Origin of the sequence: Klebsiella michiganensis (genome assembly GCF_015139575.1) — a bacterium.
Taxonomy (GTDB): domain Bacteria; phylum Pseudomonadota; class Gammaproteobacteria; order Enterobacterales; family Enterobacteriaceae; genus Klebsiella; species Klebsiella michiganensis.
In genome coordinates this window covers 1,135,061-1,155,041 of the sequence record NZ_AP022547.1, presented here as the reverse complement: position 1 = coordinate 1,155,041, position 19,981 = coordinate 1,135,061, and the positions used below count along the sequence as shown (strand labels likewise).

At 55.2% G+C, this 19,981-nt stretch carries 20 protein-coding genes; 2 read left to right on the top strand and 18 right to left on the bottom strand.

The genetic code is table 11. The annotated features are described in order from the left end of the window. Positions 1–110: 110 nt before the first annotated feature. From JLG71_RS05555 to cysG, 11 genes are all read right to left on the bottom strand, one after another. The gene (locus tag JLG71_RS05555; protein WP_009651549.1) at positions 111–737 is read right to left on the bottom strand and encodes a protein-L-isoaspartate(D-aspartate) O-methyltransferase; all 627 of its coding nucleotides are present in this window, start codon (positions 735–737) and stop codon (positions 111–113) included. After that, positions 731–1,492: a 5'/3'-nucleotidase SurE gene (surE, locus tag JLG71_RS05550; protein WP_004124266.1), complete on the bottom strand. Its 762-nt coding sequence runs from the start codon at positions 1,490–1,492 to the stop codon at positions 731–733. The genes JLG71_RS05555 and surE overlap by 7 nt, the downstream gene beginning before the upstream one ends. After that, positions 1,473–2,522, bottom strand: a complete 1,050-nt coding sequence (gene truD, locus JLG71_RS05545) for a tRNA pseudouridine(13) synthase TruD (protein WP_014226586.1) — start codon at positions 2,520–2,522, stop codon at positions 1,473–1,475. Before truD ends, surE begins: the two co-directional genes overlap by 20 nt. Beyond that, positions 2,519–2,998 carry a 2-C-methyl-D-erythritol 2,4-cyclodiphosphate synthase gene (gene ispF / locus JLG71_RS05540; RefSeq protein WP_004853615.1) on the bottom strand — a complete coding sequence of 160 codons (480 nt, stop codon included), beginning with the start codon at positions 2,996–2,998 and terminating at the stop codon, positions 2,519–2,521. Before ispF ends, truD begins: the two co-directional genes overlap by 4 nt. Beyond that, positions 2,998–3,708, bottom strand: a complete 711-nt coding sequence (gene ispD, locus JLG71_RS05535; protein ID WP_200914013.1) for a 2-C-methyl-D-erythritol 4-phosphate cytidylyltransferase — start codon at positions 3,706–3,708, stop codon at positions 2,998–3,000. The genes ispF and ispD overlap by 1 nt, the downstream gene beginning before the upstream one ends. Positions 3,709–3,727: 19 nt before the next feature. Then, positions 3,728–4,045, bottom strand: a complete 318-nt coding sequence (gene ftsB / locus JLG71_RS05530) for a cell division protein FtsB (protein ID WP_004104977.1) — start codon at positions 4,043–4,045, stop codon at positions 3,728–3,730. 140 nt (positions 4,046–4,185) lie between these two features. Continuing rightward, positions 4,186–4,512, bottom strand: a complete 327-nt coding sequence (locus tag JLG71_RS05525; RefSeq protein ID WP_004124286.1) for a DUF3561 family protein — start codon at positions 4,510–4,512, stop codon at positions 4,186–4,188. Between the two features lie 53 nt (positions 4,513–4,565). Continuing rightward, positions 4,566–5,171 carry an adenylyl-sulfate kinase gene (cysC, locus tag JLG71_RS05520; protein ID WP_025106438.1) on the bottom strand — a complete coding sequence of 202 codons (606 nt, stop codon included), beginning with the start codon at positions 5,169–5,171 and terminating at the stop codon, positions 4,566–4,568. Continuing rightward, entirely contained in the window at positions 5,171–6,598 is a 1,428-nt protein-coding gene (cysN, locus tag JLG71_RS05515) for a sulfate adenylyltransferase subunit CysN (RefSeq protein WP_014226587.1), read from the bottom strand. The genes cysC and cysN overlap by 1 nt, the downstream gene beginning before the upstream one ends. A 9-nt stretch (positions 6,599–6,607) precedes the next feature. After that, positions 6,608–7,516, bottom strand: coding sequence for a sulfate adenylyltransferase subunit CysD (cysD, locus tag JLG71_RS05510; protein WP_004104981.1), 909 nt, complete (start codon positions 7,514–7,516; stop codon positions 6,608–6,610). A 9-nt stretch (positions 7,517–7,525) separates the two neighbouring features. After that, on the bottom strand, positions 7,526–8,932 hold the full coding sequence (gene cysG / locus JLG71_RS05505) for a siroheme synthase CysG (RefSeq protein WP_163520894.1): 1,407 nt from the start codon (positions 8,930–8,932) through the stop codon (positions 7,526–7,528). A 246-nt stretch (positions 8,933–9,178) separates the two neighbouring features. On the opposite strand from cysG, the gene JLG71_RS05500 reads away from it, so the two are divergent. Next, positions 9,179–10,234, top strand: a complete 1,056-nt coding sequence (locus tag JLG71_RS05500) for an aminopeptidase (protein ID WP_025106436.1) — start codon at positions 9,179–9,181, stop codon at positions 10,232–10,234. A gap of 280 nt (positions 10,235–10,514) precedes the next feature. Here the strand turns inward: JLG71_RS05500 and JLG71_RS05495 are convergent, their stop codons facing one another. The 6 genes from JLG71_RS05495 to cysJ all read right to left on the bottom strand — a co-directional run bounded on the left by JLG71_RS05495 (position 10,515) and on the right by cysJ (position 18,400). Beyond that, a complete protein-coding gene (locus JLG71_RS05495; RefSeq protein WP_048260287.1) occupies positions 10,515–11,432 on the bottom strand; it encodes a DMT family transporter in 918 nt (305 codons plus the stop codon). Next, complete coding sequence (locus JLG71_RS05490) at positions 11,429–12,577, bottom strand: cysteine desulfurase family protein (RefSeq protein WP_049083763.1); 1,149 nt, start codon at positions 12,575–12,577, stop codon at positions 11,429–11,431. The genes JLG71_RS05495 and JLG71_RS05490 overlap by 4 nt, the downstream gene beginning before the upstream one ends. Before the next feature lie 18 nt (positions 12,578–12,595). Then, the gene (locus tag JLG71_RS28345; protein WP_224260159.1) at positions 12,596–13,438 is read right to left on the bottom strand and encodes a hypothetical protein; all 843 of its coding nucleotides are present in this window, start codon (positions 13,436–13,438) and stop codon (positions 12,596–12,598) included. 617 nt (positions 13,439–14,055) lie between these two features. Then, a complete protein-coding gene (gene cysH, locus JLG71_RS05475) occupies positions 14,056–14,790 on the bottom strand; it encodes a phosphoadenosine phosphosulfate reductase (protein ID WP_049083762.1) in 735 nt (244 codons plus the stop codon). Positions 14,791–14,888: 98 nt separating this feature from the next. Continuing rightward, the gene (cysI, locus tag JLG71_RS05470; protein WP_004853633.1) at positions 14,889–16,601 is read right to left on the bottom strand and encodes an assimilatory sulfite reductase (NADPH) hemoprotein subunit; all 1,713 of its coding nucleotides are present in this window, start codon (positions 16,599–16,601) and stop codon (positions 14,889–14,891) included. Next, positions 16,601–18,400, bottom strand: a complete 1,800-nt coding sequence (gene cysJ / locus JLG71_RS05465) for an NADPH-dependent assimilatory sulfite reductase flavoprotein subunit (RefSeq protein WP_025106432.1) — start codon at positions 18,398–18,400, stop codon at positions 16,601–16,603. The genes cysI and cysJ overlap by 1 nt, the downstream gene beginning before the upstream one ends. Positions 18,401–18,830: 430 nt before the next feature. Here cysJ and queD point away from each other — a divergent pair, with 430 nt between their 5' ends. Then, entirely contained in the window at positions 18,831–19,193 is a 363-nt protein-coding gene (gene queD, locus JLG71_RS05460) for a 6-carboxytetrahydropterin synthase QueD (protein WP_004853637.1), read from the top strand. 56 nt (positions 19,194–19,249) lie between these two features. Here queD and queE read toward each other — a convergent pair whose 3' ends face one another. Next, positions 19,250–19,921 (bottom strand): 7-carboxy-7-deazaguanine synthase QueE, encoded by a 672-nt coding sequence (queE, locus tag JLG71_RS05455; RefSeq protein ID WP_004124321.1) that lies wholly within the window; start codon positions 19,919–19,921, stop codon positions 19,250–19,252. Positions 19,922–19,981: the final 60 nt, after the last annotated feature.

Sequence of the window (19,981 nt, the reverse complement as noted above, 5' to 3'; positions counted from 1 at the left end):
AATATGTTAACTACCAATATCTTGCTCACCGGACGGCGCCCGGCCAGGACACGAAAAATGTGTCCACCCTATGCCTAAATGCAGGCAAAAAAACCTGGAATAATCCGGGTTCAGGCTAACTCCCCCTTCACGAGGGGAACAAAGCGCACGGCTTCGACAGTATCAATGACAAACTCGTTGCCGCGCCGACGGATCCGCTTCAGGAACTGATGCTCTTCGCCAACCGGCAGCACCAGTACGCCGCCATCGTCCAGCTGCGCCAGCAGCGCGGCCGGAATTTCCGGCGGCGCGGCGGTAACGATAATCGCGTCGAACGGCGCACGCGCCTGCCAACCCTGCCATCCATCGCCGTGACGGGTTGAAACATTATGTAAATCAAGTTGTTTAAGACGACGGCGCGCGTGCCACTGCAAACTCTTAATTCGCTCAACCGAGCAAACGTGATGCACCAGATGCGCCAGAATCGCCGTCTGATAGCCAGAGCCGGTGCCGATTTCCAGCACCCGGGACTCCGGCGTTAGCGTCAGAAGCTCGGTCATCCGCGCCACCATGTAGGGTTGCGAGATGGTTTGCCCCTGACCAATCGGCAGCGCCGTGTTTTCCCACGCCTTATGTTCAAAGGCTTCATCAACAAACTTTTCTCGCGGCACCATGGCGATCGCGTTCAGCACGCGCTCGTCAATAATGCCCTGCGTGCGGAGCTGATTGAGAAGACTTTCAACACGTTTACTTACCATTGCGTATCAACTCCAACGCGATCCAGCCAGCCGCTAACCACCTCATGCGCGCCGTGGGCGGTTAAATCGACGTGTAGCGGCGTGACCGACACATAGCCTTCATCCACGGCGGCAAAGTCGGTATCCGGCCCGGCGTCGTACTTTTCGCCCGGCGGTCCGATCCAGTACAGCGTATTGCCGCGCGGATCTTTTTGCGGGATCACCTGGTCGGAAGGATGACGACTGCCGCAGCGGGTCACGCGGATACCTTTGATCTGCTCAAGAGGCAGATCCGGCACGTTGATATTGAGAATGCGCCCGGTGCGCAGCGGCTCGCGGCTTAAAGCGCGCAGAATAGAGCAGGTGACCGCAGCGGCGGTATCGTAATGCTGATAGCCGTTTAGCGAGACGGCCAGCGCCGGAAAGCCCAGATGACGGCCTTCCATCGCGGCGGCAACGGTGCCGGAATAGATGACGTCGTCACCGAGGTTGGGTCCGGCGTTAATGCCGGAAACCACGATATCCGGACGCGGCCGCATCAGGGCGTTGACCCCGAGATAAACACAGTCCGTCGGCGTGCCCATCTGTACGGCGATATCGCCGTTATCAAAAGTGAAAGTGCGAAGCGAAGATTCCAGCGTCAGGGAGTTCGACGCTCCGCTGCGGTTACGATCGGGTGCAACTATCTGAACCTCAGCGAATTCACGTAAGGCCTTTGCCAGGGTCTGAATGCCCGGCGCATGAATCCCATCATCGTTACTCAGCAATATTCGCATAGTCACCCGTTGTATTGATAAGCTCCCTTACTACGCTGGTGGCGAAGCTGCCCGCGGGCAGCCAGAAACGCAGTTCAACGGTAACGTCATCCCACCAGTTCCAGCTCATCTGCTGGGGATAAAGCAGCATCGCCCGGCGGGCGGCCTCTACTTTTTCACGCACCAGCAGCGCCTGTAGCTGCGTCTCTTCGACCACTGCCGCCTGCTCGGCGGCCAGCGCATCCCGTTGGCTTCCCCAGTCGCCGCTGCCCACAAGCGCAGCGGTAATCATCAGCTCGCGGTTATCTACCCGCGCCTGGAGTTCCGTCAGTTCTTCAGAGGCCGCAACGAACCAGCTTCCGCGCCCCGCTAATTGTAGCGCATCGCCATCAACAACCTGATTAAATTCCGGTTTTTTTAATCTAATACCAACCTGTTGATTAAACAATGCGCTGCGGGCCGCCGACAACCAAAAACTGCGTTTATTGCGATCGCGCACCGGCGCGCCGCTCTCGGCCCAGCGCAGCGCCCCCAGCAGATTACTGCCGCCGATACCGAAGCGCTGGGCGCCAAAATAGTTGGGTACGCCATGCTCAGCAATCGCCTGTAAACGCGTTTCGACATCGTCGCGATCGCTGATTTCGCGCAGCACCAGCGTAAACTGGTTCCCCTTCAGCGCCCCGAGGCGCAGCTTGCGCTTATGGCGCGCGTACTCCAGTACCTGACAGCCTTCAAGCTGAAATTTGCTCAGGTCGGGCATCTCTTTGCCCGGCACTCGGGCGCACAGCCACTGTTCAGTCACCGCGTGTTTGTCCTTCTGCCCGGCAAAGCTCACTTCACGCGCATGAATTTTAAGGAATTTTGCCAGCGCGTCAGCAACAAAACGTGTATTGCAGCCGTTTTTCAGAATACGCACCAGCACATGCTCGCCTTCGCCGTCAGGCGCAAAGCCGAGATCCTCAACCACCACGAAGTCCTCCGGGTTGGCTTTTAGCAGCCCCTGGCTCAGCGGTTTTCCATGCAGATAAGTGAGTTCGTCAAAAGCGATCATTTCTCCGCCTTACGCAGCAGCGCCACCGCTTCACAGGCAATGCCTTCGCCGCGACCGGTAAAGCCCAGCTTTTCCGTGGTGGTGGCTTTGACGTTAACATCGTCCATATGGCAACCGAGATCTTCGGCAATAAAGATGCGCATCTGGGGAATATGCGGCAGCATTTTTGGCGCCTGGGCGATAATGGTGACGTCAACGTTGCCAAGGGTATAGCCTTTCGCCTGAATCCGCCGCCACGCTTCGCGCAGCAGTTCGCGGCTGTCGGCGCCCTTAAAGGCCGGGTCGGTATCCGGGAACAGCTTGCCGATGTCGCCCAGCGCCGCCGCGCCGAGCAGCGCATCGGTCAGCGCGTGCAGCGCGACGTCGCCGTCGGAGTGGGCCAGCAGCCCTTTCTCGTAGGGTACGCGCACGCCGCCGATGATGATTGGGCCTTCACCGCCAAAAGCGTGTACGTCAAAACCGTGTCCAATTCGCATTAAGCCTTCTCCTGGTGTCGGGAACGGGTAAGGTAAAATTCGGCCAGCGCCAGGTCTTCCGGGCGCGTCACTTTAATATTATCAGCTCGTCCGGCGACCAGTTCAGGATGAAAGCCGCAGTACTCCAGCGCCGAGGCTTCGTCGGTGATGGTCGCCCCTTCATTAAGCGCCCGCGTCAGGCAATCAACAAGCAGTTCGCGAGGGAAAAATTGCGGCGTCAGCGCGTGCCATAAATCGTTACGTTCAACGGTATGGGCGATGGCAGCCCTGCCCGGCTCCGCGCGCTTCATCGTGTCGCGAACCGGAGCGGCCAGAATGCCGCCCGCACGGCTGGTTTGGCATAGCTGAAGCAGGCGGCTGAGATCGTCCTGGTGCAGGCAGGGGCGCGCGGCATCGTGCACCAGCACCCAGTCAGCTTCGCCAAGAACCTTCAGGCCAGCGAGAACGGAGTCCGCGCGTTCCGTGCCGCCATCAACAACGGTGATTTGGGAGTGGTTCGCCAACGGCAGTTGGCTGAAGCGAACGTCGCCCGGGCTGACGGCAATCACCACCCGCTGTATAAGGGGGTTTGCCAGCAGCGCGGCGACCGCGTGCTCGAGAATCGTTTTGTTACCGATTGAGAGATATTGTTTAGGGCATTCCGTTTGCATGCGGCGGCCAAAACCGGCTGCCGGCACCACGGCGCAAACGCCCGGAAAAGTGGCTGCCATGTTGTAATCCTGGGCCTGTTTATCGATTATTCTGCTGTTGCCCCGCGGCCTGGTTGCGTTTTGACGCATCCGGCACCAGACGATAAAACGTTTCGCCCGGGCGGGTCATACTGAGTTCATTGCGCGCGCGCTCTTCGATAGCTTCCTGACCGCCGTTGAGGTCGTCAATTTCGGCGAACAGCTGATCGTTGCGTGCTTTTAATTTAGCGTTCGTTGCCTGCTGCGCGGAGACATCGTCGTTAACCCGGCTATAGTCGTGCAGACCATTTTTGCCGAACCATAGCGAGTACTGCAGCCAGACCAGCAAAGCCAATAACAGCAGCGTTAGTTTACCCATCCTGCCCCCTGAAAAACGGCATCATCATCCCATAACTCGCCCGAGTTCTCTACTCTGGCGCGCGGACGACGCCGCGTAACGCGGGGACTGTACCACATTTTTACCGTTGATACCCAGGCTAGATTCATTCGTAGAAAGGACTACCCCAGTAGCCAGAGGAACAGCAGACCGAACATCAGTCCGACGGTTAAAATCGTCGCGCAGACGCTGTACTGAAGTTTGCCATCCATCAGCGAATGCAGCGCGATGCCAACCACGACGGCAACCGGCATTAATGCCAGGAAGAACGGCCAGGTGTAGAGGAGGACAAATAGCGTGTTACTGCCATAGATCAGGAAGGGAATACCCAGCGCCAGCAGCCATGAAATAAAGCCAACGGCAGCGCCCGACAGAGACCAGGTGGTCTCGTCGCTGACTGCCGGCGGCGGTTCTGAACGAATAATACTGATGTTCTGGGTATTGCGCATATCGAATCCTGTTGACCTGGCGATCGGCATCCTGTGATGATGCCGCTGCCGTTTCAGGATCTGATAATATCGCTCTGTCGTAGCAGGTCTAATAATTGGTGCACCAAATTTGTTACCAATTGTTCACCGTCGAGGTGAATTTCGGCGCTCTCCGGGGATTCATACACTGAATCAATTCCGGTAAAGTTGCGCAGCTCCCCGGCCCGTGCCTTCTTGTACAGCCCTTTCGGATCCCGCGCTTCGCAGATCGCCAGCGGCGTATCGACAAAGACTTCAATAAAGCGCCCTTCGCCCAAACGTTCGCGCACCATCTGCCGCTCTGCGCGATGCGGTGATATAAACGCAGTCAATACTACCAGCCCGGCATCCACCATCAGCTTCGCCACTTCACCCACCCGGCGAATGTTTTCTTTGCGGTCGTCGTCGCTGAAGCCAAGATCGCTGCACAGGCCGTGACGCACGTTATCGCCATCCAGCAAATAGGTGCTCACGCCGAGCCGATGCAGCGCCTCTTCCAGCGCGCCGGCAACGGTGGATTTCCCCGAGCCCGAAAGCCCGGTGAACCACAGCACCACGCCGCGATGGCCATGATGCTGCTCGCGCTGCGCCTGCGTGACAGGATGTGCGTGCCAGACGACGTTTTCGTCATGTCGGGCCATTACTTGCCTCCCAGCAGGTCGCGGGCGTCCCAGTGCGGGAAGTGCTTGCGAATAAGCTGGTTCAGCTCAAGCTCAAACGCGCTGTATTGCGAAGCGCCTGCCTGAGCCTGCTCGTTCGGTTCGCGTACCATCCCTGCGCCAACGGTCACGTTGGTCAAACGATCGATAAAAATCAGGCCCCCGGTGACCGGGTTATCCTGGTATTTATCCAGCACCAGCGGCTCGTCGAAAGTCAGATCCACCAGCCCAATGCCGTTGAGCGGCAGCGATTCCACTTCGCGCTGGGTCAGGTTGTTAATATCAACCTGGTAGCGTACGCCATCCACGCGGGCGCGGGTTTTCTTACCGGCGATTTTAATGTCATAGCTCTGGCCAGGCGTTAGCGCCTGCTCCGCCATCCATACCACATCAACGCTGGCGCTTTGTACCGCAGGCAGAGAGACAGTCGCGTCCACCAGCAGGTCACCGCGGCTGATATCAATTTCATCCTTCAGCACGAGAGTGATCGCTTCCCCGGCCGCCGCTTCCGGCAGATCGCCGTCAAAGGTGACAATGCGCGCCACGGTGGATTCCACCCCCGACGGCAGCACTTTCAGGCGCTGTCCTACGCTCACGCTGCCGGCGGCAACCGTACCGGAGAACCCGCGGAAGTCGAGGTTCGGGCGGTTGACGTACTGCACCGGGAAGCGCAGCGGCTGGCTTTCCACCACGCGCTGAATCTCAACGGTTTCCAGCACTTCCAGCAGCGTCGGGCCGCTGTACCACGGCATTTTATCGCTCTGGCTGGCGACGTTGTCCCCTTCAAGCGCGGAAAGCGGGACAAAGCGAATGTCGAGATCGCCTGGCAGCTGTTCAGCAAAGGTCAGATACGCTTCACGGATGGTGTTAAAGGTCTCTTCGCTAAAATCGACGAGGTCCATTTTGTTCACCGCCACCACCAGGTGTTTGATCCCCAGCAGCGTGGAGATAAAACTGTGGCGGCGGGTCTGATCGAGCACGCCTTTGCGGGCGTCGATCAGCAGGATCGCCAGGTCGCAGGTTGACGCGCCGGTCGCCATGTTGCGGGTATACTGTTCGTGTCCCGGGGTGTCGGCGATAATAAATTTGCGCTTCTCGGTTGAGAAGTAACGATAGGCGACGTCAATGGTAATGCCCTGCTCACGCTCGGCCTGCAGACCGTCCACCAGCAGCGCCAGATCGAGTTTTTCGCCCTGGGTACCGTGACGTTTGCTGTCGTTATGCAGCGAAGAGAGCTGATCTTCGTAAATCTGACGGGTATCGTGCAGCAGGCGGCCAATCAGCGTACTTTTGCCGTCGTCGACGCTGCCGCAGGTCAAAAAGCGCAGCAGGCTTTTGTGCTGCTGGGCATGCAGGTAGGCTTCAACGCCGCCTTCATTGGCAATTTGTTGTGCAATAGTCGTATTCATGGCGGCTCCTTAGAAATAACCCTGACGTTTCTTCAGCTCCATGGAGCCTGCCTGGTCGCGGTCAATCACGCGCCCCTGTCGTTCGCTGGTGGTCGAGACCAGCATCTCTTCGATGATCTCCGGCAGCGTTTGCGCATTGGACTCCACCGCGCCGGTCAGCGGCCAGCAGCCGAGGGTGCGGAAGCGTACCATCTGTTTTTTGATCATCTCGCCGGGCTGTAAATTGATGCGATCGTCATCGATCATCATCAGCATCCCGTCGCGCTCCAGCACCGGACGCTCCGCCGCCAGGTACAGCGGAACAATTTCAATATTTTCCAGATAGATGTACTGCCAGATGTCCAGCTCGGTCCAGTTGGAGAGCGGGAACACGCGGATACTTTCGCCCTTGTTAATCTGGCCGTTATAGTTGTGCCACAGCTCCGGGCGCTGGTTTTTCGGATCCCAGCGGTGGAAGCGGTCGCGGAAGGAGTAAATACGCTCTTTAGCGCGGGATTTCTCTTCATCGCGACGGGCGCCGCCGAACGCGGCATCGAAGCCGTATTTGTTCAGCGCCTGCTTGAGGCCTTCGGTTTTCATGATATCGGTATGCTTGGCGCTGCCGTGAACGAACGGGTTAATCCCCATCGCCACCCCTTCCGGGTTTTTGTGCACCAGCAGCTCACAGCCGTAGGCTTTAGCGGTACGATCACGGAACTCGTACATTTCGCGGAATTTCCAGCCGGTATCGACGTGCAGCAGCGGGAACGGCAGGGTGCCTGGATAAAACGCTTTACGCGCCAGATGCAGCATCACGCTGGAGTCTTTGCCGATGGAGTACATCATCACCGGGTTAGAGAATTCGGCGGCCACCTCACGAATGATATGGATGCTTTCCGCCTCCAGTTGCCGCAGGTGAGTAAGTCGTTTTTGGTCCATAACCGTTCCTTAAGCCAGATTTACTACAGAAGCCTTAAAGGCGTCTGAGGATGAGGTGTGTTGAAACCAGGCGAGCTGTTGATGTAATTGCACCACTTCACCCACCACCAGCAGCGCGGGCATCGGGGCGTCTTTCGCCAGGTTTTCAAGCTGTTGTAATGTGCCGGTCTTCGTTTGCTGATCGGCGCGGGTGCCGCGCGAGATTACCGCCACCGGGGTATCGCCTCCGCGGCCGTTGGCGATCAGCTGAGCGCTGATTTCCGCCGCTTTCAGGCTACCCATATAAATGGCCAGGGTCTGGCCGCTTTGCGCCAGCCGCGCCCAGTCGAGCGGCGAATTTTCAGCGCCAAAGTGCCCGGTAATAAAGGTTACGCTCTGGGCATAATCACGATGCGTCAGCGGAATACCGGCATAAGCCGTTACGCCCGCCGCCGCCGTGACGCCCGGGACGACCTGAAACGGAATGCCCGCTGCGGCTGCGGCCTGCAGCTCTTCACCGCCGCGGCCAAAAATAAACGGGTCGCCGCCCTTCAGGCGAATCACCGTTTTGCCCGTTTTCGCCGCTTCCAGCAGCAGGCGGTTGATCTCCTGCTGCGGTACAGATACGCCGGCGGCGCTTTTGCCGACGCAGATTGTCTCCGCGTCCCGGCGCACCAGTTCACGTACTTCCGGGGTGACCAGGTTGTCGTAAAACACCACATCCGCCTGCTGAAGGGCCTGCAGGCCGCGCAGGGTCAGCAGTCCGGCATCGCCTGGCCCTGCCCCGACGAGAATAATTTCACCAGGGCGTTTTTCCGGCTGAAGAAGTTCATCTTCCAGCGCTTTTTCCGCTTCATCTTTATTGCCCGCCAGCATCAGGCTGGCAAAGCGACCGGTAAACACGCGCTCCCAAAAGCGGCGGCGTTCGGCGGTGGTTTTCAGATGGGTTTTAATATGGTGACGCCAGTAGCTCGCCGTTTCAGCCAGCCGCCCCAGGTTGGTGGGCAGCAGCGCTTCGATTTTTTCGCGCAAAATCCGCGACAGCACCGGCGCTTTTCCGCTGGAAGAGATAGCCACCAGCAGCGGAGAGCGATCGACAATGGATGGAAAGACAAACGAGCACAGCGCCTGATTATCCACGACGTTGACCAGCCGATAGCGCGCGTTAGCCGCGACATAAACGCGTTGGTTCAGCTCGTCATCTTCCGTGGCGGCAATCACCAGGAATACGTCGTCAAGCTGCTGCTCTTCGAATACGGTTGCCCGCCACTGAATTTCCTCGCGCTCGACCTTTTCGGCAAGTTCCGGTATCAACGTTTCGGCGACAATTTGCACCTTCGCTTCAGCACGCAGCAAAAACGTAATCTTACGCGCGGCTATCTCGCCGCCGCCGATCACCAGCACGGGTCTGTCTTTCACTTCGGCAAATATCGGCAAGTATTCCACTGCGCAACAACTCTCTTACAATCAGCAATAGAGCGACTATAGGGTGCGGTTTAGAGCAAATGAAATTACGAAATGGAATGAGTTGTTACTCAAAAGAATAACGACCTGGGAAAGCAAATATCAAAAAGTGCTTAACACGCGGTTTTTCCACCATTTAAGAGCGATTGAAATTGTTTAACCCCGGTCACAGTTTCATACTACGCGGGTGAAATTGTTTTAAGTGCTAAAGGACCCCCTATGTTTTCCGCATTGTGCCGTCGCCTGCTCCCCCTGGCGTTGGGCGCAGGTTTTGTCTTCTCCGCCGCCCCGGCATTCAGCGCCCCGGGCGAAACTGCCAATGCCCAGGCTCGTCATATCGCCACCTTTTATCCCGGAAGAATGACCGGCACGCCGGCCGAGATGCTGTCGGCCGATTATCTCCGCCAGCAGTTCGCCCAGATGGGCTACCAGAGCGATGTGCGCAGCTTCAATACCCGTTACGTCTATACCGATAGCAATCAGCGTAAAAACTGGCATAACGCCACCGGCAGTACGGTGATCGCCGCTCATGAAGGCCAATCTCGCCAGCAGATTATTATCATGGCGCACCTGGATACCTACGCGCCGCAGAGCGATAAAGATGTTGAAAACAACCTCGGCGGCCTGACCCTGCAGGGGATAGACGACAACGCGATGGGTCTCGGCGTCATGCTGGAACTTGCTGAACAGTTAAAGAACGTTCCTACCCGTTACGGTATTCGCTTCGTCGCCACCAGCGGTGAAGAAGAAGGCCGGCTGGGTGCGCAGAATCTGCTTAAGCGCATGAGCGACGCGGAAAAGAAAAACACCCTGCTGGTGATTAATCTCGATAACCTGGTCGTGGGCGATAAGCTGTACTTTAATAGCGGCCGCAGCACGCCAGCATCGGTGCGCAAGCTCACCCGCGACCGGGCGCTGGCTATCGCCCGTAGCCACGGCATCGCGGCCTTCACCAATCCTGGGATGAACCGGGACTTCCCGAAAGGCACCGGCTGCTGCAACGACGCCAGCGTTTTTGATAGCGCCGGGATCCCGGTACTGTCGGTGGAAGCGACCAACTGGTCATTAGGTAAGAAAGACGGTTATCAGCAGCGGAGCAAATCACGCAGCTTCCCGCAGGGCACGAGCTGGCATGACGTACAGCTGGATAACCTACAGTATATTGATAAAGCGCTGCCGGGGCGTATTGAGCATCGCGGACGCGATGTGATGAAAGTGATGCTGCCGCTGGTGAAAGAGCTGGCGAAGGCGGAGAAGAGACCCGCCTCAAAATAGACTAACGATAAAAATCCGGCAACAAGGACTGTCGCCATGATGCGTTTTCATTTTTTAATACCGCTAGCACTTCTCCGGGAGTGCTTTTTTAACAATCCTCGCTCAATCAGCAGGCGGTATGTCTCTCACCGTCTCCACTGCCAGAAGTCATTCAGCTTGCTGGCCAACCTGCGGGGAAAAGGGGTTTTCCTGTACCGTTGGCTGGGCACCGTCCTGTTGCCTGGACGGCGCAAGCACCGTCCTGTTGCCTGGACGGCGCAAGCACCGTCTGAACACACCGCTACAATCCGCGTAACCGATCCGTTGGATTTACGTTAGAGCGCTTCGAAAATATCTTCAGAATACCCGGAAGGCACATCCCTATCAGAATCAATCCTCCCCCGAAAATAACATTGGCGGAAAACGTTTCATGCAATAACCAGAGTGCGAATAGTGCGGAAAACACCGGCTCCAGATTGTAAATCAGAACGGCTCGCGTTGGCGTTGAATACCGCTGGAAATGCGCCTGAACCCAAAAAGCAATGACAGTAGAAAAGACTGCCGTTATCCCTAACGCGATGACAAGCTTGCTACTCCAGTTACGAGGGAGAATCTCACCTCCGCTGATGTGCTGTAGTCCCAGAAAGATTACGGCCATCGTAGAGATCTGTAAAAACGTTAGTGTCATATTATTATGACGCGCGCAGAAACGATCGAGCGCAATAATATGTATGGCGGTGAACAACGATCCAATAACGACCAACCCATCTCCCAGATGGAGCTGCCATCCCTGGATATCGGCCATCAGATATAAACCCGCAAGACCAAACAATGTCGCTAATATCGCGTCAAAAGAGGGGCGTTTCCCCATCAATGGTCCCGTGAGCAATAACACCCAAATGACACTGAGCCCCGCAAGAAAACCGGTATTTGAGGCCGTTGTTAACTGAAGACCATAAATAAGGAACACAAATGAAGTTCCCAATAGCAGACCCAGTAGTAGACCAGACAGAAATGTTTGTCGCGATAATGTTCCCAATCCTCTCAAGCTGAACGGCAGCAAAAAGAAGGCCGAAAGCAGAAAGCGTAGCCCTAACACCATCATTACCGGATAGGTATTGACCACCATTTTCATAACCGGAAAACCAATCCCCCAACCCGCCGCGACAACGGCCAGCAATAGCTCGGCAACCCAGCGTTTTGGCACTCTGGGCTTCATTTAATCCCCCCCAGGCGCTGTGCTGTACCGGCAAGCAACTCCACTGCTGTTTTAAGTTCTTCACGCTCCGTCATATGGCTAAAGCTCATGCGAATTGCCCCTTGAAGCAAGGCATCATTCAGCCCCATAGCGCTTAAAACATGGCTGGGTTTTTGTTCCGTTGAATGACAGGCTGAGGCACTACTGAGCGCAACTTTCATTTTGAGTTTTTTCAGAAGCATACTGGACTTAATGCCAGGCAAAGAGAAGTTCACGGTATTAGGCAGGCTTTGCGTCCTACAGCCATTTATCACAACGTCCGGCATTATTGATTCGAGGAGATCGATAAAATAACTCTTCATCTCTTTTTGAAACGCAATGCGCTGCGGATATGAGGAGATAAACAGCTCAGCAGCCTTTGCCATTCCAGCAATAGCCGGAAGATTCACTGTGCCGCTACGGATGCCTGACTCCTGACCTCCTCCATGAATGAGTGGCGAGTGCCGGAGGATGTCAGGCCGTGAGCTGTAGAGTGCGCCGACGCCTTTGGGGCCATAGAATTTATGAGCTGAAAAACTGACAAAATCAGGGCTGGACTGTGTCACCGAGAAGGGGAGTTTCCCCACGAGCTGGGCGGCATCGCTATGGAATAATATACCGTGCTGGCGCGCTATAATTCCAATTTGATCCAGAGGCTGTAGAACACCAGTTTCATTATTCGCTGCCATGACAGAAATTAGTCGAGTTTCTGGACGGATAGCCTCTTTTAGAGCCTCAATGGAGACGCGTCCCAGACGATCGACAGGCAGAAAAGTAATGTCGACACCGTGTCGCCTGACATACTCACAAACTTTTAGCAGGCATTCGTGCTCGATCGAACTGGTAATGATATGAACCTTGCCGGTGTGTAAGAAGTAATCAGACACCGCTCGAATAACCGTGTTATTTGCTTCAGAAGCACCAGAATTGAAAGTGATAAATTCCGCATTAGCCCCAATCATTTGTGCCACAATGGCCCTGCACTCTTCTAAATAATTTTGCGCTCTGATCCCTTCATAATGACTGACAGAAGATGCATTGGCGAAGTATTCGTCAAAGCAGTGTATAACAGTAGCGCGGACTTCAGGAGCCATGTTGGTTGTTGCGTTATTATCCAGATAAATCATGTTTATATCCACTTCCTGTTAGACAACCATAGGGTCTGCTTTTATAGACGATACGGCACTGTATTCCATTTTAGCGATGTGGCCTTCATCATCGCCAAAAAATATATTAGCGATGGTGAGATTATGATTTTGCGGTTTTTGCATAACAGTTAATGCGGTGCGGCCTTGTACCACCTTATTGTGATCTGAAAAATCAGACCAGTCGATGATCACAAAGTCACGGGCTTCTGTAAATCGCTGTTTCAGTTTGAAAAGTATATCTTTATAGTGTTGGAAAATGATAGCTGGACATTTAGCAGTAAAAACGTCACCATTTTTTCTTGCTAAGACAAAAGGAATGACATCAGGGACTGATAACTTTATTTCAGTATGAGATCCATTTTCAGTAATCAATAATCCTTCCGTATTGTCCTTGAGTTTCTTTTTTATACTTTCGATGGACCGATTTTTACTGGTTCGCTCGGAAAAAACCATTAATTTATCGCGTTTGATGAGAGTATTTTTTTGGATAAAAAATTCAATTTCCTCAGGAAGTTCTCCAGCCGTTTGCGGTTCTGATATCTTTTCGAGTTGAGGGAGAGTACAGCTATCTTCAGAACAGGCAATCCCGAGATCGTCTACCAGAATACCGTAAACGAGTTTGATATTTTTTTGATATTTACTGATAAGTTTTTTTCCGAAAGCAACGGCATCAGATAGCGTGTTAAGCGCAAACTCGTCTGCGCCAAATTGCCGATTGAAATGACCGCCTTCGAGGTAGACAACGAGCTTACCGGCACTTGTGGCGTAACTATTTTCGACTATAACTTCCAGGGAAGAATGATAATCACCTTTAGGTACTATTTCCTTTTCTAATGACATGACGCTACCTTGCGCTTTATTTAAGAAAAAACTCCCCAGCAACAGCCAGTAAAAATGGGGAAATCGAGGCGTTCAGAAAATATTGTGGTATTCGAATGATGAGAGAAAATCCGAAATATATTCTTTCTGCATTCGCCCTGACTCAAAAATATAAATACAATTTGTGGCCTGTGTCAAGCAAGGTACAAATGAGAACCTCAATCACAACGGATAATTATGAGATTATATCGTAATGAAACATAAATCACTTATATTCTTAATGGGTATAGTTTAAAAGACCAGGAATAATAGTTCATGATCGATGGAGATTTTGTCAAAGCAGATTTGTAGTTGCAGAAAAATCCATGACGCCGGGAGGCTGAAAATCGAGGCAAATCCCGGCAGCCCATCTTTCAGCCTTCCACGCAGACAAGGACGAGGCCCGGCGACAAGTCAGCGGTTATATTCTGGTAGATAACCATAGCGCCAGGCTTCACCATGACAACAGTGTGCTGAAGCCGGAAGAATTAGATAGCAGATACCCTTTTTACTGTAAAATCGTCGCAAATATGGCTTACCAGGTCAAAAAAGGGTTCTGCTGTTTTAGCCGGATGTTGTGGAAATCCCACAGGGCTACATTAGCCTTCGTGCAGCCCGCACTCTCTTTTCAGACCAAAGAAGCGCGTTTCTTCCTCCGCCATCCCCGGCTCCCATTTCCGGGTGGTGTGGGTATCCCCCACAGACAAATAGCCCTGCTCCCACAGCGGGTGATACTTCAGGCCGTGCTTTTGCAGATACTGATAGACGGTACGATTATCCCAGTCGATGATCGGCAGCACCTTAAACACGCCGCGCTGGATCGCCAGCACCGGCAGGTGGGCGCGGCTGCCGGACTGCTCGCGGCGCAGGCCCGCAAACCAGGTTTGCGCATTCAGCTCTTCCAGCGCCCGGTTCATCGGCTCGACCTTGTTAATATCATTGTACTTTTCAATACCCTCAACGCCCTGCTCCCACAGCTTACCGTAGCGCGCCTCCTGCCAGGCGGCGCTCTCCTTCGCCCGATAGATCTTCAGGTTCAGATTGAGTTTGTCCGTTAACTCGTCGATAAACTGGTAGGTTTCCGGGAACAGATAGCCGGTATCGGTCAGAATGACCGGAATATCCGGGCGCACCTGATTGACCAGATGCAGGCTCACCGCCGCCTGAATACCAAAGCTCGAAGAGAGCACATATTCGCCCGGCAGGTTTTCCAGCGCCCACGCGACGCGCGCTTCCGCGCTCAGCTTTTCCAGCTGGCTATTGGTTTCCGCCAGCTGCAAAACACGATCGACCTTCGGTAATGCGTTCAGCGCGTTTAGATCGAGTACGGACATAAGAACCTCGCTTGCCTGTTTCGCCGGGCGGTACTGCATTTGCCCGGCCTACAAAACCCACAGGCCCGGATCGCTGCTCGCCACCGGGCACCTGGATATTATTCCCAGAAATCACGGGCTGGGTCGAGCACCGGGCGAATGATGCCCGCACGCACCGTAAAGTCGCCGAAGCCTTCACCCGCTTCACGCTCTTTCGCCCAGCGCCCTACCAGTTCGTCGATCGAATCGAGAATTTCCGACTCGGTAATATTTTCCCGATACATACGCGGAATACGCGTCCCGCTGCGGTTGCCGCCAAGGTGCAGGTTATAGCGGCCCGGCGCTTTACCGACCAGCCCCACTTCCGCCAGCATCGCGCGGCCGCAGCCGTTCGGGCAGCCGGTAACGCGGGTAACGATATGCTCGTCGCCAACGCCATGTTTGCTCATCACCGCCTCGACTTTATCGATAAACGACGGGAGGAAACGCTCGGCTTCCGCCATCGCCAGCGGGCAGGTCGGGAACGACACGCAGGCCATAGAGTTTTCGCGCTGCGGCGTGACGGCGTTCATCAGGCCGTGATCGCGGGCCAGCTTCTCGATCTTCGCCTTCTGATCTTCCGGTACGCTGGCAATAATCAGGTTCTGGTTCGCCGTAATGCGGAATTCGCCTTTGTGGATCTTCGCAATCTTCAGCAGGCCGGTTTTCAGCGGACGACCCGGATAATCAAGGATACGACCATTTTCAATAAACAGCGTCAGATGCCAGTTATTGTCGATACCCTTCACCCAGCCGATACGATCGCCGCGGCCGGTGAATTCGTACGGACGGATCGGCTCAAACTTGATGCCCGCCCGACGTTCCACTTCCGCCTTAAAGGTCTCAACGCCAACGCGTTCGAGGGTGTATTTGGTTTTCGCATTTTTACGATCGGTACGGTTACCCCAGTCGCGCTGGGTCGTGACCACCGCTTCCGCCACCGCCAGAGTGTGCTCCAGCGGCAGATAGCCAAACTCGCTCGCCGTACGGGCGTAGGTTTTCTTATTGCCGTGCTCAATCGATAAACCGCCGCCGACCAGCAGGTTGAAGCCGACCAGCTTGCCGTTTTCAGCGATGGCCACGAAGTTCATATCGTTCGCGTGCAGATCGATATCGTTCTGCGGCGGGATCACTACGGTCGTTTTGAACTTACGCGGCAGATAGGTCTGACCGAGGATCGGCTCTTCATCGGTGGTGGCGACTTTCTTCTGATCCAGCCAGATCTCGGCGTAGGCGCGCGTGCGCGGCAGCAGGTGCTCGGAGATCTTCTTCGCCCATTCGTAGGCTTCAGTATGCAGCTGGGACTCGTACGGGTTAGAGGTACACAGCACGTTACGGTTCATATCGTTGGCGGTGGCCAACGCGTCCAGCCCGACCGAATGCAGCATCTGGTGCACCGGCTTGACGTTCTTCTTCAGAATGCCGTGGAACTGGAAGGTCTGACGGTTGGTCAGACGGATACTGCCGTAGATGGTGTTATCGGCGGCGAATTTATCGATCGCCTGCCACTGTTTGGTGGTGATCACCCCGCCCGGCAGGCGGCAGCGCAGCAGCATCGCGTGACGCGGCTCCAGCTTCTGCGCCGCGCGCTCGGCGCGGATATCGCGGTCATCCTGCTGGTACATACCGTGAAAACGGATCAGCAGAAAGTTATCGCCTTTAAAACCGCCGGTCAGGCCGTCGTTCAAATCTTCCGCAATGGTGCCGCGCAGGTAGTTGCTTTCGAGCTTCATGCGCTCGGCGTCAGTCAGTTTACCTTCGACCACCAGCGGGCCTGGATGTTTTTCGCTCATTAGTAGACATCTCGCTGATAACGGCGCTCAACGCGCAGCTCACTTAAAAATTCGTCCGCCGCTTCGGCGTCCATCGCGCCGTATTCGGCAATCACTTCCAGCAACGTCTGCTCAACGTCTTTTGCCATACGATTGGCATCGCCGCAGACATAAATATGGGCGCCGTCGTTAATCCAGCGCCACAGTTCGGCCCCCTGCTCGCGCAGCTTGTCCTGAACGTAGACTTTTTGTTGTTGATCGCGGGACCAGGCCAGGTCGATGCGGCTCAGCACGCCTTCTTTGACGTAGCTTTGCCACTCCACCTGATAAAGGAAATCTTCGGTAAAATGCGGGTTGCCGAAGAACAGCCAATTCTTCCCTTCCGCGCCTTCCGCCGCGCGCTGCTGCATAAAGGCGCGGAACGGCGCGATGCCGGTGCCGGGGCCAATCATGATCACCGGCGTCTGCGGGTTAGCGGGCAGACGGAAGTTATCGTTATGCTCGATGAAGATGCGCACTTCGCCATCTTCTTCGACGCGGTCAGCCAGGAAGCTGGAAGCGCCGCCGGCCCGGGCGCGGCCTTCAATGTCATATCGCACCACGCCAACGGTGACGTGGACTTCGCTTTCCACTTCCGCCTGCGAAGAAGCGATCGAGTACAGTCGCGGGGTCAGCGGGCGCAGCAGGTCGACCAGCGCCTGTGCATCCAGCTGCGCCGGGGAGAAACGCACCATATCGACAATCGGCGTGGTCGCGGCGTAATGCTGGAGCTGTGCCTTATCGCCCACCAGCGGCAGCAGGGATTCGCTGCGGGTTAAGGTGGCATAATTTTCCACGATGTTACCGGTGTTGACCGTCAGCTCGAAGTGCCACTCCAGCGCTTCGGCGAGCGGCAGCGTTTTGCCGTCAACCGTGACCGGCTCCTCGCCCGTCAGCCACAGCAGCTCTACCAGCTCTTTCACCAGAGCCGGATCGTTCTGGTACCAGACGCCCAGCGCATCGCCCGGTTGATAGCGCAGGCCGGAGTCGCCGAGGTCGATTTCAATATGGCGCACATCTTTTTCAGAATCGCGACCGGTAATTTTTTGATTCACCGCCAGCGTCGCGGTCAGCGGCGCTTCTTTGGTATAGGGGCTGGTGTGGATCTCGTTCACCGATCCGCTGGCAATCAGCTGAGACGGGACGGCGGCAGGGGCGCGCGCTTTCAGCGCCTCAACCACCCGAGCGCGCCATTCGGCGGCGGCGGCCTGATACTCTACATCAGCATCAACCCGGTCGAGCAGGCGTTCACCGCCCAGTTCGGCCAGCTTATTATCAAAATCTTTGCCGGACTGGCAGAAGAATTCATAGGAGGTATCGCCGAGGCCAAACACGGCAAATGCGGTATCGGTCAGCTTCGGCGCTTTCTTCGAAAACAGGAATTTATGCAGCGCGACGGCTTCTTCCGGCGGCTCACCTTCACCCTGCGTTGACGTCACCACGACCAGCAGCTTTTCGGAGGCAATTTGTTTGAATTTATAGTCGCCTGCGTTGACCAGCTTCACGTTCAGCTGCGCGGCCTGCAGATCGTCGCGCAGCGCTTCAGCGACGCGGCGGGCGTTGCCGGTTTGCGATGCCGAAATCAGGGTAATGGAGGGTACTTCAGCCGCCTGGGCTGGTGCAACAACCGCCGCGCCGGGCTGCTGGTTCAGCACCCCCCAAAAATAGCCGGAAACCCAGGCCAGCTGGGTGGGCGTGAAGTCAGTCGTGGCCGCCTGAAGGCGCGCCATTTGCTCCGGACTCAGCGGTAGCAAATTGGAAGGTGGGGCCTGTGTCGTCATGCGTTGTTATGTTCCAGTAAGCAAAGCTGTGATTCACGCCCTGTCAGCGTGATAAACAGAAGATAATGTATTTACTCTAAATAATTCGAGTTGCAGGCAGCGACACAGCGCCCATCAGGGCAAAGCCCAAGGCTGGGCCGAGTTATTGCCAACGCACATGCGGCTCGAAGTATGACGAGTGAGTAGGTTAACGGTGCAAATAGTAACAACTAAATAAAGGATGGAAATAACAAATAACCAAATGGACTAACCTGTTTTAGTTATAGTTATTAACAACAAAATCGATTAAATAAGCCTATGAAATATAGGCAATTAATTTGAACAGGCTGGATGAATGTGGCTATTTTCCGCTCAGGGCCGTTTTAGTTAATGCGAAAAAATGTGCTTTCCGGTACCCTACGGCGGTTTTTTGCCATATTGAGAAGAAAAGATGTCCACCACGCTGTTTAAAGATTTCACCTTTGAAGCCGCTCACCACCTGCCGCACGTGCCGGAAGGTCATAAGTGCGGTCGCCTGCACGGCCACTCTTTTATGGTGCGCCTGGAGATTACCGGTGAAGTCGATCCCCATACCGGGTGGATCATGGATTTTGCCGAGCTGAAGGCCGCGTTTAAACCCATCTACGATCGCCTCGACCATTACTACCTAAACGATATTCCCGGGCTGTCCAATCCGACCAGCGAAGTGCTGGCAAAATGGATCTGGGAGCAGATGAAACCGCGGGTACCGCTGCTGAGCGCGGTGATGATCAAAGAAACCTGCACCGCGGGCTGCGTCTATCGCGGCGAGTGATAGTGCCTTTAGCTGAATAAGACCCTGATAGCCCTGCGCTATCAGGGTTTTTTATATCACGCGATATTGAGGTACTTGTGCGTCTGCATCGATAAGCGCCAGTTGCGGGCGATACAGGTTTCGATGCACAGGCGCGTCGCGTCATCTTTCTGGCTAATCGGCTGAAGCGCGATAATACGCGGCTTTTCATCGGCCAGCGTTGCCAGCAGCTCATCCAGCGCTTCGATATCGCGCACGCGTCCAACCGGATGTTTAATTTCATCAGCCCGCTGTAGCGCCTGAGAGAGTACGTCATAGCCGCCGCGCATGTTCACCTTTGGCGACACCGTCACCCAGGTATGCGGCGTGCAGCGCACTTCATGGGTGCCGCTGGTTTCAATCTGGCAGCTAAATCCGTTTTGCTCCAGTAAAGAGGTTAACGGCGTTAAATCATGAATGCAGGGCTCGCCGCCGGTAATGACCACGTGGCGGGCCGTCCAGCCCTGACGCCCGATGATAGCCAGCAGATCTTCGCTGCTCGCCGGGCCCCATTTATCGCTCTCTTTGGTTTTTGCCAGAATGCTGAACAGCGACACTTCCCGATCGGCAAGCTTATCCCAGGTATGTTTGGTATCGCACCAGGCGCAACCAACCGGGCATCCCTGTAAACGAATAAAAATGGCGGGAACGCCGGTGAAGTAACCTTCGCCTTGCAAGGTCTGGAACATCTCGTTAATCGGGTACTGCATAATCATCTCTGCTTAGGGTTGTGAGCGCGCATTATCGCAGATTTGCCCGCGCAGATCTTG